This is a genomic window from Pseudomonas sp. NEEL19, from assembly GCF_028751975.1.
Classification (GTDB): domain Bacteria; phylum Pseudomonadota; class Gammaproteobacteria; order Pseudomonadales; family Pseudomonadaceae; genus Aquipseudomonas; species Aquipseudomonas juntendi.
On the sequence record NZ_CP081491.1, the window covers coordinates 4,638,654 to 4,654,711 of the forward strand.

General features: G+C 65.2%; 14 protein-coding genes. 8 read left to right on the plus strand and 6 right to left on the minus strand.

Annotated features, from left to right (window positions below):
- Positions 1–25: 25 nt before the first annotated feature.
- Entirely contained in the window at positions 26–2,554 is a 2,529-nt protein-coding gene (gene hrpB, locus K4A76_RS20630) for an ATP-dependent helicase HrpB (protein WP_274411055.1), read from the minus strand.
- 116 nt (positions 2,555–2,670) lie between these two features.
- Between hrpB and K4A76_RS20635 the strand changes: the two genes are divergently transcribed.
- The gene (locus K4A76_RS20635; protein WP_029887386.1) at positions 2,671–3,090 is read left to right on the plus strand and encodes a hypothetical protein; all 420 of its coding nucleotides are present in this window, start codon (positions 2,671–2,673) and stop codon (positions 3,088–3,090) included.
- Positions 3,091–3,111: 21 nt separating this feature from the next.
- Positions 3,112–3,984 (plus strand): cation diffusion facilitator family transporter, encoded by an 873-nt coding sequence (locus K4A76_RS20640; RefSeq protein WP_009685411.1) that lies wholly within the window; start codon positions 3,112–3,114, stop codon positions 3,982–3,984.
- A gap of 13 nt (positions 3,985–3,997) precedes the next feature.
- Here the strand turns inward: K4A76_RS20640 and K4A76_RS20645 are convergent, their stop codons facing one another.
- Complete coding sequence (locus K4A76_RS20645; protein WP_029887385.1) at positions 3,998–4,798, minus strand: DUF6515 family protein; 801 nt, start codon at positions 4,796–4,798, stop codon at positions 3,998–4,000.
- 394 nt (positions 4,799–5,192) lie between these two features.
- Between K4A76_RS20645 and K4A76_RS20650 the strand changes: the two genes are divergently transcribed.
- Both K4A76_RS20650 and K4A76_RS20655 read left to right on the plus strand, forming a co-directional pair.
- Complete coding sequence (locus K4A76_RS20650; protein WP_003249795.1) at positions 5,193–5,669, plus strand: Lrp/AsnC family transcriptional regulator; 477 nt, start codon at positions 5,193–5,195, stop codon at positions 5,667–5,669.
- Positions 5,670–5,723: 54 nt separating this feature from the next.
- Complete coding sequence (locus tag K4A76_RS20655) at positions 5,724–5,927, plus strand: DUF2788 domain-containing protein (RefSeq protein ID WP_003249787.1); 204 nt, start codon at positions 5,724–5,726, stop codon at positions 5,925–5,927.
- Positions 5,928–6,080: 153 nt separating this feature from the next.
- Here the strand turns inward: K4A76_RS20655 and K4A76_RS20660 are convergent, their stop codons facing one another.
- The 4 genes from K4A76_RS20660 to K4A76_RS20675 all read right to left on the minus strand — a co-directional run bounded on the left by K4A76_RS20660 (position 6,081) and on the right by K4A76_RS20675 (position 12,246).
- Positions 6,081–6,719, minus strand: a complete 639-nt coding sequence (locus K4A76_RS20660; protein ID WP_110679089.1) for a pseudouridine synthase — start codon at positions 6,717–6,719, stop codon at positions 6,081–6,083.
- 6 nt (positions 6,720–6,725) lie between these two features.
- The gene (amn, locus tag K4A76_RS20665; RefSeq protein WP_009685408.1) at positions 6,726–8,189 is read right to left on the minus strand and encodes an AMP nucleosidase; all 1,464 of its coding nucleotides are present in this window, start codon (positions 8,187–8,189) and stop codon (positions 6,726–6,728) included.
- A 176-nt stretch (positions 8,190–8,365) separates the two neighbouring features.
- Positions 8,366–10,018 carry an acyl-CoA dehydrogenase family protein gene (locus K4A76_RS20670; protein ID WP_274411056.1) on the minus strand — a complete coding sequence of 551 codons (1,653 nt, stop codon included), beginning with the start codon at positions 10,016–10,018 and terminating at the stop codon, positions 8,366–8,368.
- Positions 10,019–10,257: 239 nt separating this feature from the next.
- Positions 10,258–12,246 carry a sensor histidine kinase gene (locus K4A76_RS20675; RefSeq protein WP_054911686.1) on the minus strand — a complete coding sequence of 663 codons (1,989 nt, stop codon included), beginning with the start codon at positions 12,244–12,246 and terminating at the stop codon, positions 10,258–10,260.
- Positions 12,247–12,511: 265 nt separating this feature from the next.
- Between K4A76_RS20675 and K4A76_RS20680 the strand changes: the two genes are divergently transcribed.
- The 4 genes from K4A76_RS20680 to K4A76_RS20695 all read left to right on the plus strand — a co-directional run bounded on the left by K4A76_RS20680 (position 12,512) and on the right by K4A76_RS20695 (position 15,985).
- On the plus strand, positions 12,512–13,309 hold the full coding sequence (locus tag K4A76_RS20680; protein ID WP_029884760.1) for a hydroxymethylpyrimidine/phosphomethylpyrimidine kinase: 798 nt from the start codon (positions 12,512–12,514) through the stop codon (positions 13,307–13,309).
- A gap of 13 nt (positions 13,310–13,322) precedes the next feature.
- The gene (thiE, locus tag K4A76_RS20685) at positions 13,323–13,946 is read left to right on the plus strand and encodes a thiamine phosphate synthase (RefSeq protein ID WP_274411057.1); all 624 of its coding nucleotides are present in this window, start codon (positions 13,323–13,325) and stop codon (positions 13,944–13,946) included.
- Between the two features lie 14 nt (positions 13,947–13,960).
- The gene (hemL, locus tag K4A76_RS20690; protein WP_009685400.1) at positions 13,961–15,244 is read left to right on the plus strand and encodes a glutamate-1-semialdehyde 2,1-aminomutase; all 1,284 of its coding nucleotides are present in this window, start codon (positions 13,961–13,963) and stop codon (positions 15,242–15,244) included.
- Positions 15,245–15,439: 195 nt separating this feature from the next.
- Positions 15,440–15,985 carry a tetratricopeptide repeat protein gene (locus tag K4A76_RS20695; RefSeq protein ID WP_274411058.1) on the plus strand — a complete coding sequence of 182 codons (546 nt, stop codon included), beginning with the start codon at positions 15,440–15,442 and terminating at the stop codon, positions 15,983–15,985.
- Positions 15,986–16,058 lie beyond the last annotated feature (73 nt).

A 16,058-nucleotide genomic window follows, 5' to 3' on the forward strand; every position in this document is an offset into this window, starting at 1 on the left:
AGCGCGCAGGGGCACCGCGCCGCCTTCAGGTGCCCCGCGGCTTCGCCCGGGCCGTGGCCTCTGCCACCAGTGGGTCATCTGGCCAGTAGTGCTTGGGATAGCGCCCTTTGAGGTCTTTTTTCACCTCGGCGTAGGTCGTACGCCAAAAATTGGCCAGGTCCTGGGTGACCTGCACCGGGCGCCGTGCCGGTGACAGCAGGTGCAGCTTGACCTGCTGGCGGCCGTTGGCAATGCGCGGGGTGTCGGCCAGGCCGAACAACTCTTGCAGGCGCACGGCGAGGATCGGCGGATTCTCGCTGTAGTCCAGCCGAATGTTCGAGCCAGAGGGCACGGCAAGGTGTGCCGGGGCCTGTTCCTCCAGGCGCTGTGGCAGCGGCCAGGGCAACAGGTTGCGCAGCAGCGATGGCAAGTCCAGGGCGGCGAAATGGCTCAGCCGGGAGACCTTGCCCAGATACGGCTGCAACCAGTCTTCCAGGCTGGCGAGCAAGGCCGCGTCACTGAGGTCGGGCCACTCGCTGTGGCCCTGCCCGGCCAGGTCCAGGTGGCGCAGCAGTGCCACCCGCGCCTGCCACTGGCGCAGTTCCGGCGTCCAGGTCAGCAGGTTCAAGCCTTTGCGGCGGACCAGCCCAATCAGCGCGCGGGCTTTGGCGTCGTTATCCAGGCCTGGCAGCGGCTCACGGCTGAGCACCAGCTCGCCCACCTTGAGTTGGCGCTCGGCGCGCAATACCTGTTCACGTTCGTCCCAATCGAGCATGTCGACCTGCTCCACCTGCTCGGCCAGCACATCCTCGAACAGGCTGGGATCGAACGCTGCGGCCAGGTAGATACGCTCTTCACGCTGGCCTTGGCGGCTACCCAGGTCGGCGATTACCAGCCACGGGCACTTCATCAGGGCATCGACCTCGGCAAACAGCGCCGCTCGGCCATTGGCCAGGCGGTACTCGGCTCCCCCTTCGCGGCGCTGCTGGGCAACGCGGTCGGGGTAGGCCAGTGCCAGCAGTGCACCCAGCCAGCGTGGGTGGCCCGGGTCGGCGACCGCCGCGCTGGCCTTGCCCCGTAGCAGGCCACGGTACTGGCGCGACAGTTGCCGGGCACGCTGCACGCCACCCTGGCCGCCCCGTACCGCCTGGCTCTCGCCACTGACCAGCGCCAACCGGCTGTGCAGGTCTGCGCCACCGCCGCGCTGTATATCCCGCTCGCCCAGCAGCGCCGCAACATCGCAGGCCATCTGTGCCAGGCCCAGCGCCTGGCCGCGCAGCAGCAAGTGCGCAATACGTGGATGCGCCGGCAGCTCGGCCATGGCCTGGCCGTGCTCGCTGAGGCTGTCGCGGCGGCCTGGCTTGAACGCGTTCAGCCGCGCCAGCAGGTCCTGGGCCTGAGCGAAGGCGGCCGCGGGTGGTTGGTCAAGCCAGCGCAACTGCTCGGGGGTGACGCCCCAGCGGGCCAGTTGCAGGGCCAGGCCGGCCAGGTCCGCCTGCAGGATCTCGGCAGTGCCGTAGGCAGGAAGCTGGTCATGTTGGGCCTCGGACCACAGGCGGTAGCACACGCCCGGCTCCAGGCGCCCGGCACGGCCGGCGCGCTGGGTGGCACTGGCGCGGGAGATCCGCTGGGTGTCCAGGCGGGTCATGCCACTACCTGGGTCGAAACGCGGCACACGGGCCAGGCCGGCGTCGATCACCACCCGCACGCCCTCGATGGTCAGGCTGGTTTCCGCGATGTTGGTGGCCAGCACCACCTTGCGCTGGCCCGCCGGCGGCGGGTCGATGGCAGCCCGCTGGGCACTGAGGTCCAGCTCGCCATGCAGCGGGCACAGCAGGATCTCGGGGCGCTCGCCCAAGGCCTCTTGCAGATGCTGGTGCACCCGGCGGATCTCGGCCTGGCCCGGCAGAAACACCAGCACGCTGCCCGCCTGGTCGGCCAGCGCATGCAGCACGCTTTCCACGACCCGGGGCTCGATGAATTCCCCCGGCTGGAACGGCCGCCCCCAACGGATATCCACCGGGTGCACGCGGCCCTCGCTGCGCACGACCGGCGCGTCATCCAGCAAGCGTGACAAGCGCTCGCCCTCCAACGTGGCAGACATCAGCAAGATTTTCAGGGGCGGGTCGTCACGCAGCAGCTCACGGCCGTTGAGGCTCAGCGCCAGCGCCAGGTCGGCATCCAGGCTGCGCTCGTGGTATTCGTCGAAAATCAGCAAGCCCACCCCTTCCAGTGCCGGGTCGGCTTGCAGGCGACGGGTAAGAATACCTTCGGTGACCACTTCGATACGGGTGCCGGGGCCCACCTTGCTGTCCAGGCGGATGCGGTAGCCCACGGTTTGCCCAACCTGCTCACCCAGCTCACTGGCCAGCCGCTCGGCCGCCGCGCGGGCGGCCAGGCGCCGGGGTTCCAGCATGAGGATGGTCTGCCCGGCCAACCAAGGCTCGTGCAACAACGCCAGCGGCACACGGGTGGTCTTGCCCGCCCCCGGGGGCGCCTCGAGCACCGCTTCGTCGCGGGTTTGCAAGGCTTGGCGCAAAGCGGGCAAGGCCGCATCAATGGGTAATGAAATCATGGTGGTCCTCGAACAGTCTGGCGAGTATAACGGCGAACCCAGCCTGCCCTATCATGGTCTTAGCATCAGGCGCAGGCGCTTCGCTTGCCCTGCTGAATACCCTTTCGGAGATTGTCATGCGCATCCCAACCCGCGCCATCGGTGGCGCACTCGTGGTTACCCTGCTGACCCAACTGACCGCCTGCGGCACCATTTTCTACCCGGACCGTCGCGGCCAGATCGGTGGCAAGATCGACCCGGTGGTTGCCGCCATGGACGCTATCGGCATCCTCTTCTACGTGATCCCCGGGCTGATCGCCTTCGGCATCGACTTCGCCACCGGCGCCATCTACTACCCAGGGGGCCACACCGCCCAGGTCGATCCGGCAAAACTGCAACAGGCCGTCAGCCCGGATGGCAAGGTCGACAACCTGAAACTGCAGGCCATTCTTGAAACCGAACTGGGCCAGCGCCTGCCGCTTGACGACCCGCGGCTTATCCAGCACCGCGGCAGTGTCGAGCAATTGGCCAGCCTTGGCCTGATGCCAGCAGCCTGAACCACAAGGACCTGACCACGGATGATAACCACCCCGGCTGAACACCAGCGCCTGTTGCGCCTGGCCACCCGCGCCTCGCTGGCGGTGGCCGGCATCTTGGTAGTGAGCAAGGCGCTGGCCTGGTGGCTGAGCGGCTCGGTCAGCCTGCTGGCCGGGCTCACCGACTCGGCACTGGACGCCGTCGCCTCGTTCCTCAACCTGCTGGCCGTGCACTACGCCCTGCGCCCGGCTGATGACGACCACCGCTTCGGGCATGGCAAAGCCGAAGCCTTGGCCGGCATGGCGCAGGCGTTGTTCATCGGCGTCAGTGCCGTATTGATCGGCGTGCAGGCGGTCGAGCGCCTGCATACGCCACAACCCTTGGGTGATACCAGCATCGGTATCGCGGTGATGCTGCTGTCACTCGTGCTGACGGTCGCCCTGCTGGCCTTCCAGTACAAGGTCATCCGCCTGACCGGCTCCACGGCGATCCGGGCCGACTCGCTGCACTACCGTTCGGACCTGCTGCTCAATAGCAGCATCCTGCTGGCGCTGTTACTGGCCCGTTTCGGCTGGCCGCAGCTGGATGCGCTGTTCGGCCTGGGCATTGCCCTCTACATCCTGTGGAGCGCGCTGCAGATCGCGCGCGAGAGTATCGCCATCCTGATGGACAAGGAGCTGCCCGGCGATGTGGGCGAGGAAATGGCCGCGCTGGTGTTGGCCATTCCCGGGGTCAAAGGCGTGCACGACCTGCGTACGCGGCTGTCGGGCAACCAGTGGTTCGTACAACTGCACCTGGATTTGCCCGGGCAGTTGCCGCTGCATGATGCCCATGAGCTGTGCGTGGAAGCCTCGCGGGTGATCCGCCAGCGTTATCCGCAAGCGGATGTGATGGTGCATGCCGACCCGGTCTGAACCTGCGCGTGGGTCAGTTGACGCTGTACCCTCGGCCGCTGAAGCAGGCCCCCAGTGCGCGTTGGTAATTGCTGAGCACATTCGGCGGCGGCGCGTAGGTCGCGGTGGCCGGGTCGAAGCCTGACTGGCTGACCGCCCAGCGGTGGCACTGGTAACGGTCCTGCTCCTGCTGCTCCGGGCCTTGGCCATACATCGGGTACGCCACCACGTCATAGCCGCCCGCAACCGGCGGTGGCGGCGCGGGTGGCGGCGCCACTGCCGGCGGGTTGACCACCACATATTCCTGGCTGTCTGCCAGGTACTGGTAGTAGGTATCGGCAACCAGGAAGAACAACGCCCCACCCACCCACACTTCCCGTGCATACGGCGGCAGGTAATTGACCCGCACACCGTAAGGCGGGGTTACCACGATGTAATTGCCGCCATGCGGGCGGTACCAGTAGCCGCCGGAGTAGAAGTAGTCATGGCCGCGATAGGGCACTTTCCAGTAGCGGTCAGGGAAACGATCGACCGTGTGCCCAGGGCGGTACTGCGGCCCCGGCCCCCAGCCATTGCCATGGCCGTCCGGGCGCCCCTGCCAGTCGCCACCCGGCCTTGGCCCCGGCCCCCCGGCTTGCCAGCGATGCTCATCGCCATGGCGGCGGGGAATATCCTGGTAGTAGCCCTGCCTGGGCGGCTGAGTCTGGCGTACTTCGTCGCGGGCGTTCAGCGGCCGACCGGGCCCAGGGTCGCCGGGCCCTTCGGCCAGCGCCCCAAGGCTGATGCCCAACCCCAGCAAGCCAACACCTGCCAACTGCCAGATGCGCGACGTCATGGTATTCCTCTCGGTAAGTAAACTGCGGCTGCAGCCAGTCTACCGTGCTCTTCAGGCCGGCCAATTAAAATTACCGACATGAAAAAAGGGAGGCCGCAGGGCCTCCCTTCAGGAATTGTCGTCCGTGCTCGGCACTTGTGGCGCCGGCTCACCTCACAGCGTCTTCTGGAAGCTGTGTAGCCCGGGGGCCTGCGGATCCGGTTGGATGGCTGGCCGCGACCGCCCGCCTAGGGCGCGTCGCCGTGGACTGATGTCCGGGCAGTGATTCTGTTGATAAAGATACCGGACAGCTGGCGGCAGCGGATTGCGAAGATTGCTCATATAAATAGTACTTGCGCAATTTTTCACCCTGGAATGATAATTCGCCGCAATCCGAACAGAAAAGGCAAATGCCATGAGCAAACTCGACCGCTATGACCTGAGCATCCTCGCCGAATTGCAGCGCGATGCGCGCATTTCCAACCAGGAACTGGCCGAGCGCATCGGCTTGTCGCCTTCGCCATGCTCGCGTCGGGTCAAGCAGCTGGAGGACGACGGCTACATCTCCCGCCAGGTCGCCCTGCTCGACCGCAAAAAGCTGGGCCTGAGCCTGACCGCCTACGTGCTGATCGGCATGGACCGGCACACGCCGGAGCGCTTCGAGACCTTCGAGGCCGCTATCCGCAACCTGCCACAGGTACTGGAATGCAGCCTGGTCACCGGTATGGATGCCGACTACCAGTTGAAGGTGGTGGTGCCCGACATGGACCACTACCAGAAACTGCTGCTCGGCAGCCTGACCCGCATCGAAGGCGTCACCAGCGTGCGTTCGAGTTTCGTGCTGAACCAGGTGCTGGCCAGCACCGAGCTGCCATTGACCCACCTTCGGTAATTGCCCGCGCCTGCGAGCGTATACTCGAGCGCTCAAACTGCCTGGAGAACACCGATGGATCCCGCCGTATTCGAAGAGTGGATGATGATCATCCTAGTCACCGTGCTGATCGGTTTCATGGGTTTCATCGTCTGGGACCTGGCGAAAAAGTCCAAGGCGGGCAAGTTCGGTACGCTGATCCTGTTCTTCGTGCTGGGGCTGGGGGTGCTGGCCTTTATCATCAAGAGCGTGGTGGTGGGGTTTCTTGAAGGGGTTTAGGCCTTGGGAATGCGGGGAGCGCTTTGCGCTCCATCGCGACACAAGGCCGCTCCTACAGGGGTCGCACAAAGCGGGGATCGCGACCCAAGGCATGGGTTTGCGCGGTTCTGTAGGAGCGACCTTGTGTCGCGATGGGCCGCAAAGCGGCCCCCACTAGCGCTGCAATTTTGCCGGAACCTCGCGCCAGCACCCCTGCTCCAGCCCCTCCAACGCCCAGTCACCAATGCGTACCCGCACCAGGCGCAAGGTCGGCAACCCCACCGCTGCCGTCATGCGCCGCACCTGGCGGTTACGCCCTTCACGAATCACCAGCTCCAGCCAGCTGGTCGGCACGCTCTTGCGAAAACGCACCGGCGGGTTGCGCGGCCACAACGCGGGCTCGGCCAGGCGCCGCGCCTCGGCCGGCAAGGTCGGCCCATCGTTCAGCTCCACGCCGTCACGCAAACGCTGCAACTGCTCGTCGCTCGGCTCACCTTCCACCTGCACCCAGTAGGTCTTGGCCAGCTTGTGCCTGGGGTCGGCAATCCGCGCTTGTAGCCCGCCATCGTTGGTCAGCAACAGCAAGCCTTCACTGTCACGGTCCAGCCGCCCGGCCGGGTATACGCCCGGGATGTCGATGAAGTCCTTGAGCGTCGCCCGCCCTTCGCCGTCACTGAACTGGGTCAGCACGTCGAACGGTTTGTTGAACAGGATCAGGCGGGGCTCGGCCGGCGGCGCCTTGGCCTGGCGACGCGGGCCGGCGGCAGGCCGCGCCTGGGGGCGGCGCGGCTTGTTACGGGGTGGCAGTGACATGGATCCTCAGCGGAACGGCGGCTCATCGAAGCTGCGCAGTTTACGCGAGTGCAACGAGTTGAGCTCGGTGCGCAGCAGGTCGAGGGCGGCAATGCCGATCTTCAGGTGCTGGCTGACCGCCCGGTTATAGAAGGCGTTGGCCGAACCTGGCAGCTTGATCTCGCTGTGCAGCGGTTTGTCGGACACGCACAGCAAGGTGCCGTACGGTACCCGCAAGCGGTAGCCCTGGGCGGCAATGGTGCCGCTTTCCATGTCCACCGCCACGGCACGTGAGAGGTTGATCAGCGGCCGCTCCTGGGCCCAGCGCAGCTCCCAGTTACGGTCATCGTAGGTCAGCACGGTGCCGGTGCGCAGGCGCTTCTTCAACTGTTCGCCACGCTCACCGGTCACTTGCGCAGCCGCTTCCTGCAGCGCCAACTGCACTTCGGCCAGGGCCGGGATCGGAATATTCGGCGGCACCACGCGGTCGAGAATGCCGTCGCGGCGCATGTAGGCGTGTGCCAGAACATAGTCGCCAATGGTCTGCGACTGGCGCAGGCCGCCGCAGTGGCCAATCATCAACCAGCAATGCGGGCGCAACACCGCCAGATGGTCGGTGATGTTCTTCGCATTCGACGGGCCGACGCCGATGTTGACCAAGGTGATGCCGTCACCGTCGGCGGCGATCAGGTGGTAGGCCGGCATCTGGTAACGGTGCCAGACCACGCTGGCAACCAGCGCCTGGGCTTCGCCATGGTCCATGCCCTTTTCGATGGCCACGTTGCCCGGCAGCACCATGCGCACGAAACGCGGGTCGTCACGCAACTGCTCCAGGCCATGGCTGATGAACTGGTCGACATAGCGGTGGTAGTTGGTCAGCAGGATCCACGGCTGCATGTGGCGCCAGTCGCTGCCGGTGTAATGCACCAGGCGGCGCAGCGAGAAGTCCACGCGTGCGGCATCGAACAGTGCCAGCGGCAACACGTCGGCATGATCCCAGTCGTACAGGCCGTCGGCGATATTGTCGGTGGCGGCCGACAGGTCGGTGCTGGGGAACACCCGCGCCAGCTGCGCAGCGGTGATGCCGCTGCCGGCCAGTTCGTCACCCTGGTCGACCACATAGGGGTAAGGGATATTCTGTTCGCTGACGCCCACTTCTACGGTAACGGTGTAGTCGTGCATCAGCGGGCGCAGCTGCTCCAGCAGATAACCACGGAACGCCGCGGGCTGGGTGACAGTGACGCTGTAGGTGCCCGCGACCTGCACCTTGGCATAGGCACGCGTGGTAGCGGCGACTTCGCCATGGCTGTAGTAGGTCAGGCGCAGGGCCGGGTAGCGGAACAGGTCGCGCTGCTCGGCGTCGGGTTCGGTGCGGTCTTTCAGATAACGCTTGAGCGCGAGGCTTAGGGCACCGGTGGCTTGTTCATGCAGGGCCGCCAGACGATCGACGGCCTGTTCGGGGGTATCAACGACTACAAAAGCGTGGCTCACACTGTGCTTCCTGTCTGGACATGCATGTGAACCATCTTGCCTGCCTTCTTGGCTAAATACATCCCCATTGATCGGTGCTGGATCCTTCGCGGGCGCGCCCGCTCCCACAGGTACGGCACCGCCCGGGACATCCATGAAGATCTTGTGGGAGCGGGCATGCCCGCGAAGAAGCCGAATCAATTCGCCCAGGCTGGCGTCGCCCGCGCCACCAATGCCTGCACATCCACACCACGCGGCAACGCCCCATACACCCGGCCGCCCCCCGCCAACCGGCTGCCAATGAACGCATCACTCACCAACGCATTGCCCGCCCCCAGCAATAGCTTGGCCTGCAACGCCAGGGCAATATCCTCGGTCAGTTGCCGCGCGCGGTACTGCATGTCGCCAGTATCGGCAAACGCCCCCTTGAGGTTGCCGATATGCGCCGCCAAACGTGGGTCGCCATGCCCATCGCCCAGCTCGGCGAACAAGGCATCGAGCACCCCCGGTTCCTTGGAAAGGGCCCGCAGCACATCCAGGCACTGCACATTGCCCGAGCCTTCCCAGGTCGAGTTCACCGGTGCTTCGCGGTACAGCCGGGGCAGGATGCTGTCTTCCACATAACCGGCACCGCCTAGGCATTCGGCGGCTTCGTTGATCATGGCCGGCGCGCGCTTGCAGATCCAGTACTTGCCCACTGCCGTCACCAGGCGGGCGAAGTGCGCCTGCTGCGGGTCTTCGAGCTGCTCCAGCGCCTGACCCATGCGCAGGCTGAGGGCGAGCGCAGCCTCGCTCTCCAAGGCCAGGTCGGCAAGCACGTTCTGCATCAGCGGCTGCTCATTCAACACGCGCCCACCGACCTTGCGGTACGCGCAGTGGTGGGTAGCCTGGGTCAGCGCCTGGCGCATCAGCGCACTGGAGCCGACCATGCAATCGAAGCGGGTCATGGCGACCATTTCGATGATGGTCGGCACACCGCGCCCTTCTTCGCCGATCATCCACGCCAACGCCCCGCGAAACTCCACCTCGCTGGAGGCGTTCGAGCTGTTGCCCAGCTTGTTCTTCAGGCGCTGGATATAGAACTGGTTGCGGCTGTCATCCGGGCGGTGGCGCGGCAGCAGGAAACAACTCAGCCCCTTTTCGGTTTGCGCCAGGGTAAGGAAGGCATCGCACATCGGCGCCGAACAGAACCACTTGTGGCCGACCAGCTCGTAGGCCTGACCCGGGCCCGGCGCCCCGACCGGGTAGGCCCGGGTGGTGTTGGCCCGCACATCGGTGCCGCCCTGTTTTTCGGTCATCGCCATACCCAGGGTGACCCCGGCCTTGTGCCGGTCGCCGACATTGCGCGGGTCATACTCGCAGGCGAGGATTTTCGGTAGCCAGTACTCGGCCAGCTCGGGTTGCAAGCGCAAGGCTGGCACGGCGGCGAAGGTCATGGTCAACGGGCAGCCGCTGCCGGCTTCGGCCTGGCTGTGCAGGTAGGTCATGGATGCCCGTGCCACATGCGCCCCGGGGCGCGGCTCGGCCCATGGCAGCGACGGCAGGCCGTACTCGATCGCGGTGCGCATCAGTTCGTGGTAGGCCGGGTGGAACTCGACCAGATCGATGCGATGGCCGTAGCGGTCGTGGCTGCTGAATTCGGGCTTGTGGGCGTTGGCCAGAAAGCCAGCCTGCATCAGCGCCCCCCCGGCCAAGGCCCCGTAGGCATCGATCCGCGACTCGGCCCAGCCCGCGCCGAAACGCCGCGACCACTCCTGGAGTGGCAGGTCGAGGCGGTAAAGGTTGGCACCGTCGAGGGACGGTGGCTGGTTGGTGACTGCGTGGGTTTCAGCGTACTGGTGCAGGTTCATCGGGGGCTCCTGGATCCGGGTAGGCTTGAAAGACCCAGTGAAGCACTGCCTGCGGGGTTGGCAAAGTGGCATTCGTGACTAAAGGTGTGGTGGTGGGGGCATGGGGTGCAGATGCATGTCTTGAGCCTGCATCTGGGCTGACAGGTGTTCGCCATAAGATCTGCGGCGCGGGTGAGGTCGAGCGCCGAAGGGTTCGCCGCGACACTTTCAGCGCCTGTGAGATCGAGCGCCGCCCCCCCTCAAACCGAACGACGCTTCTGCAAGATACCCACCGGTACCTGCCCCTGCGAAACCGCCATATTCAAACTCAACTCAAACCGGCTCCCCAACCCCCGCGTCGACTCATGCGCCAACCGCGCACCCAGCAACTCGCCCATCTGCCGGCAGATCGACAACCCGATCCCCAACCCGCCATAGCGCCGGGTCATCGAGCCATCTACCTGGAAGAACCGCTGATACAACGTCGCCTGGTCCAAGTCATCGAAGCCGATACCGCTGTCGCTGACAGTGAAGGTCAGCGCCATGTCATCCGGCCCCACCCGGCGCCCGCGCACCTGGATCACCACGCCGCCCTGATGGGTGAACTTCAACCCGTTATCCACCAGGCACCCCAGGCAACGCGCCAGCTTGGGCCCGTCACCCAGTAACCCATCCGGCAAATCGGCCGGGATATCCAGGCTCAGGTACAGGCCCTCGGCCAATGCCTGGCCGGCATAACCGGCGCGCAGGCTCTGCAACAAAGTACGCAGGCTGAACGGCGCCGGCTGCACCCGCAGGCGCCCCGCTTGCAGCTCGGACAGCGTAAGGATGGCATCGACCATGTCCATCATGCCCTGCGCCGAACCGACCGCTGTACGGTGGTACTGGGCCATCTCGCCTTCCATCGGCAAGGTATGCATTAATTCCAGCGAGCCAATCACCCCGTTCATCGGCGTGCGCAGTTCATGGGTCACACTGGCCAGAAATTCGTCTTTCAACCGGTTGCTCCTGGCCAGCTGCAGATTCAGTTGTTCCAGCGTACGGCCGGTTTCACGCAAGGCCTGCGCCTGCTGCTCGCGCAGGATGTTGATGCGGTCGGCCAGCGCCAGCGACAGCAGCGCCACCTCCAGTGCCGAACCCAGTTGGCTGGCATACATGGTGATGAACACGTTCGGCAGGTAGCCCAGCACCATCAGGGTGTTGACCAGGCCACCAAGCAGGAACGCCGTCCAGGCAATGATGAACCAACGCGCCAGGCGCAACCCGCGCCACCAGGCATACAGCCCGGCGCTGAACACGCTGACGGTGAACAGCAGCGCCAGCAGGGTGGCCATGCGCAGCGCCACCCCATAGGCCATGCTCACGGCCAGCACCATGACCGCCACGCCCCCCAGCATCAACAGCTGCAATAGCCGATCGAAGCCCCGGCTGATACTGCCAAGCTGCAGGAAGTGGCGGGCGAACTGGCAGGCGAACAGCGCGGCAGCACCGATGCTCAGCGGTGTCGCGGCATTCGCCCACCATGGGCTGTCCGGCCAGAAGTAGGCTACACCGGCGCCATTCACCGACACCTGGTAAAGGCCGAACGAGGCGATATAGAGGATGTAGTAGAGGTAGCTGACGTCGCGCACGCTGAGGTAGATGAACAGGTTGTACACCAGCATCACCAGCAGCACGCCATAAATCATGCCAAGCACATACAGGCGGGTCGGTTGCGCCTCGATGTAGGCCTCGGGGGCCCATAGCGCCAGCGGCGCCTGCACCGAGCCCTGGCTATGCAGCCGCAGGTAAGCGGTAGTCACCTGGCCAGGCGGCAGCGGCAGCTCGAACAGATAATTGCTCTGGCGCACCTGCCGGCTGTCGTAGGGCAAGGCATCGCCGGTGCGCTGGGCCAGGCGGTAGCCGCCATTGCCATCGGCCAGGTACAGCTCCAGATGATCCAGGGGCGGGTAGGCCAGTTCCAGCAGCCACTGCCGGGGCGCAGCACCGGGCGCCGCAACCGGGCGCAACTCGACCTTGAGCCAGAACACCGAAGTGGAATAACCGGCGTTCAGCACCTCATCTGGGTGGGGGCGGAAGTATCTGGCGAAGTCCGGGGCGCTGACTTGGGCGATGCTGCTACTGCCATCCGGGTCCTCATAAACCTGCATGACCTTGCCCAGCGGCAGGTGCCGGGTAGCCTCGTCGAAATCGACTGCGCCGGCCAGCACGGGCAGCATCCCCAGAAGCACAATCAGCAAATAGCGCATACAGCCCCAGCCTGGTCTGTGCAGTCGCGTCGCGGTTGCCTCCCATCCGTTTGAGACGACGTGATCCAGCAGAGTCCGTTTGTCGAGTTATCCAAGCACTCTAGCATAGCTGTAACCGCTGGCAATCGGCCATGCCAAAACGCGAAAAAAGGCTTCTAAATCAATAGTTTGATGGAAGATGCAAGCCGTAAGCTGACCATTCGATCAGTAAATCCGGTTTGTCGGACGATTCTCCCAAACAGGTTTGGTGGTAAGCTCGCCGACCATGAATACCTACAGCTCCCGCCCCGTTGTCCTCTGTCTCTCCGGCCACGACCCAAGTGGCGGCGCCGGCTTGCAGGCAGATATCGAAGCCCTGCTCGCCCAAGGCTGTCACGCTGCACCCGCCGTGACTGCCCTGACCGTGCAGGATACCGTCAATGTTTCCGACTTCCGGGTACTCGACCGCGAGTGGGTGCTGGCCCAGGCTAACGCCGTACTGGCCGACTCCACGGTTGCCGCGGTCAAGCTGGGCATGCTTGGCTCGATCGACATGGTCGACACCGTGGCCGAGCTGCTGGCCGCCCACCCGCACCTGCCGCTGGTCTGCGACCCGGTGCTGCGCGCCGGCGGCGGCGGCCGCCTGGGCAAGGATGAAGTAGGCTATGCCCTGCGCGAACGCCTGCTGCCGCTGGCGACCATCGCCACGCCGAACCTGCCTGAAGCGCGCATTCTCGCCGAACTGCCCGAGGGCAGCGCCGATGCGTGTGCCGAGAAACTCTTGCCGTTCTGCAAGCACCTGCTGATTACCGGCGGGCACGGCGACGAAGACGAAATCCACAACCGCCTGTACACCCAGAACGGCCAGCAATACACCTGGACCTGCCAGCGCCTGCCAGGCAGCTACCATGGCTCGGGGTGCACCCTGGCCAGCGCCCTGGCCGGCCGCCTGGCCTTGGGCGAGCAGCTGGAAAGTGCCGTACGCAGCGCCCTCGACTACACCTGGCGCACCCTGCGTGACGCCGAGCAGCTGGGCAAAGGCCAGTACGTGCCGCGCCGCCTGCCCCTGGACTTCTGCGCTTGAAGCGAGGCTTTCCATGAAGCTACGTGGCCTGTATGCCATTACCGACAGTCAACTGCTTGCCGGCCGTTTCCTGTCTTATGTCGAAGCGGCGCTGGAAGGCGGCGTGTGCCTGCTGCAGTACCGCGACAAAAGCGACGACGCAGCGCGCCGGCTGCGTGAAGCCGAAGCGCTGATGAAGCTGTGCGAGCGCTATGGCACCCAGCTGCTGATCAACGACGACGCCGAACTGGCCGCGCGCCTGGGCGTCGGCGTGCACCTGGGCCAGACCGACGGCCCGCTGACCCCGGCCCGGGCCCTGCTCGGCCGCCAGGCGATCATCGGTTCCACCTGCCACGCCAGCCTCGCGCTGGCCGCCCAGGCCGCCAAGGAAGGTGCCAGCTACGTGGCCTTCGGCCGCTTCTTCAACTCCGTGACCAAGCCCGGCGCGCCTGCCGCCAGTATCGAGCTGCTGGAGCAGACTCGCGCCCAGGTAAAGCTGCCGATCGCGGTGATCGGCGGCATTACCCTCGACAACGCCGCCCCGCTGGTCGACCATGGCGCCGACCTGCTGGCGGTGATCCACGGCCTGTTCGGTGCCGACAGCGCGCAGGAAGTTACCCGCCGCGCCCGCGCCTTCAACGCCTTGTTCGCATCCTGATTCGAGAGATTCCCATGTCCCGTTCCGAAGCCCTGTTCGCCCAAGCCCAGAAGCACATCCCCGGCGGCGTCAACTCGCCGGTCCGCGCTTTCAAGAGCGTTGGCGGTACGCCGCTGTTCTTCAAGCATGCCGAGGGCGCCTACGTCGTTGACGAGGACGACAAGCGCTATGTCGATTACGTCGGCTCCTGGGGCCCGATGATCCTCGGCCACGGCCACCCCGAGGTGCTGGAGTCGGTGCGCAGGCAGCTGCAGCACGGGCTGTCCTACGGTGCGCCAACGGCCATGGAAACCGAAATGGCCGACCTGGTCTGCTCGATCGTGCCGTCGATGGAAATGGTGCGCATGGTCAGCTCGGGCACCGAAGCCACCATGAGCGCCATCCGCCTGGCCCGTGGCTACACCGGCCGCGATGCCATCATCAAGTTCGAAGGCTGCTACCACGGCCACTCGGACAGCCTGCTGGTAAAAGCCGGCTCCGGCCTGCTGACCCAGGGCGTCCCCAGCTCGGCGGGCGTGCCCGCCGACTTCGCCAAGCACACCCTGACCCTGCCGTTCAACGACATCGCTGCCGTCGAGAAGACCCTGGCCGAAGTTGGCCAGACCGTGGCCTGCATCATTGTCGAGCCAGTGGCCGGCAACATGAACTGCGTGCCACCGGCCCCGGGCTTCCTCGAAGGGCTGCGCGAGCAGTGCGACAAGCATGGCGTGGTGCTGATCTTCGACGAAGTGATGACTGGCTTCCGCGTTTCCCTGGGTGGCGCCCAGGGCCATTACGGCATCACCCCGGACCTGTCCACCTTCGGCAAGATCGTCGGCGGCGGCATGCCGGTCGGCTGCTTCGGCGGCAAGCGTGAAATCATGGGCTGCATCGCCCCGCTGGGCCCGGTCTACCAGGCCGGCACCCTGTCGGGTAACCCGCTGGCCATGGCCGCCGGCCTGACCACCCTGAAGCTGATCAGCCGCCCCGGCTTCCACGCCGAGCTGACCGACTACACCAGCCGCATGCTCGACGGCCTGCAACAGCGCGCCGATGCCGCCGGGGTGCCGTTCGTCACCACCCAGGCCGGTGCCATGTTCGGCCTGTACTTCAGCGGTGCCGACGATATCGTCACCTTCGATGACGTGATGGCCAGCGATGCCGAGCGCTTCAAGCGCTTCTTCCACCTGATGCTCGACGGTGGCGTATACCTGGCACCGAGCGCGTTCGAGGCAGGCTTCACCTCCATCGCCCATGGCGACAAGGAGTTGCAGATCACCCTGGATGCGGCTGAAAAGGCGTTTGCTGCCCTTAAGTGATGCTTTGCCTGTACCGGGATCTTCGCGGGCTCACCCGCAAAGAGGCCGGTACAGGCAACAATTATTCATGCACAATCAGCTGACTTCCCCAACCAAGCAGAAATTCGAGTAAAACTTTGTAAGGTTGGCGCTGCTTATCCCATAATGTGCCACCAGAGACATTGGCCGCAGCTTTGCAGAGGTAAGTCGATCCCCATGAACCGCACCGGCCGCGCCCTGACCCTGGGCTGCCTGTTGCTTCTTCAGCCCCTGCTGGCCCTGGCGGAGGGCGGTAACTCGTTGCTCATTCCGGCAACGGGGCGCTGCACCTTGAACGTTCAGCCTGAAGACCTGGCAAACGCCCTCAAGGCCTGCGAGCAGACCGCCAGCGCGGGGGACGCCCAGGCGCAGTTCGAACTGGGCGAGTACTTCTACACGCAAACCCCCAAGAACCTTAACAAAGCCCTGGACTGGTTCCAGAAAGCCTCGCTGCAAGGCCAGGCCGATGCCCAGTATCGCTTGGGGGCCATGTTCTTCCATGGCGAAGGGGTCAAGGCCAACAATGTGCAGGCGTACATCCTGCTGAAAATGGCCGCGGTCAACGGTGCCGAAGACGCGCTGGACATGGCCGACGAAGTCACCGAGCAAATGCCTCGCGACGACCTGGAGCATGCCACCCAGGTGCTCGGCCAGATTTTCCGCAAATACCTGCTGGAACTGCAGAACGCCGAAGGGCGCACGCCGTTCTCGCCGTTGCCCTGACCGCCAGTACGCCAGCATGGGTACACGCGCCCGGTGCAGGGCGAACATACCCTTGATCGTTTCAGTGCTTTCG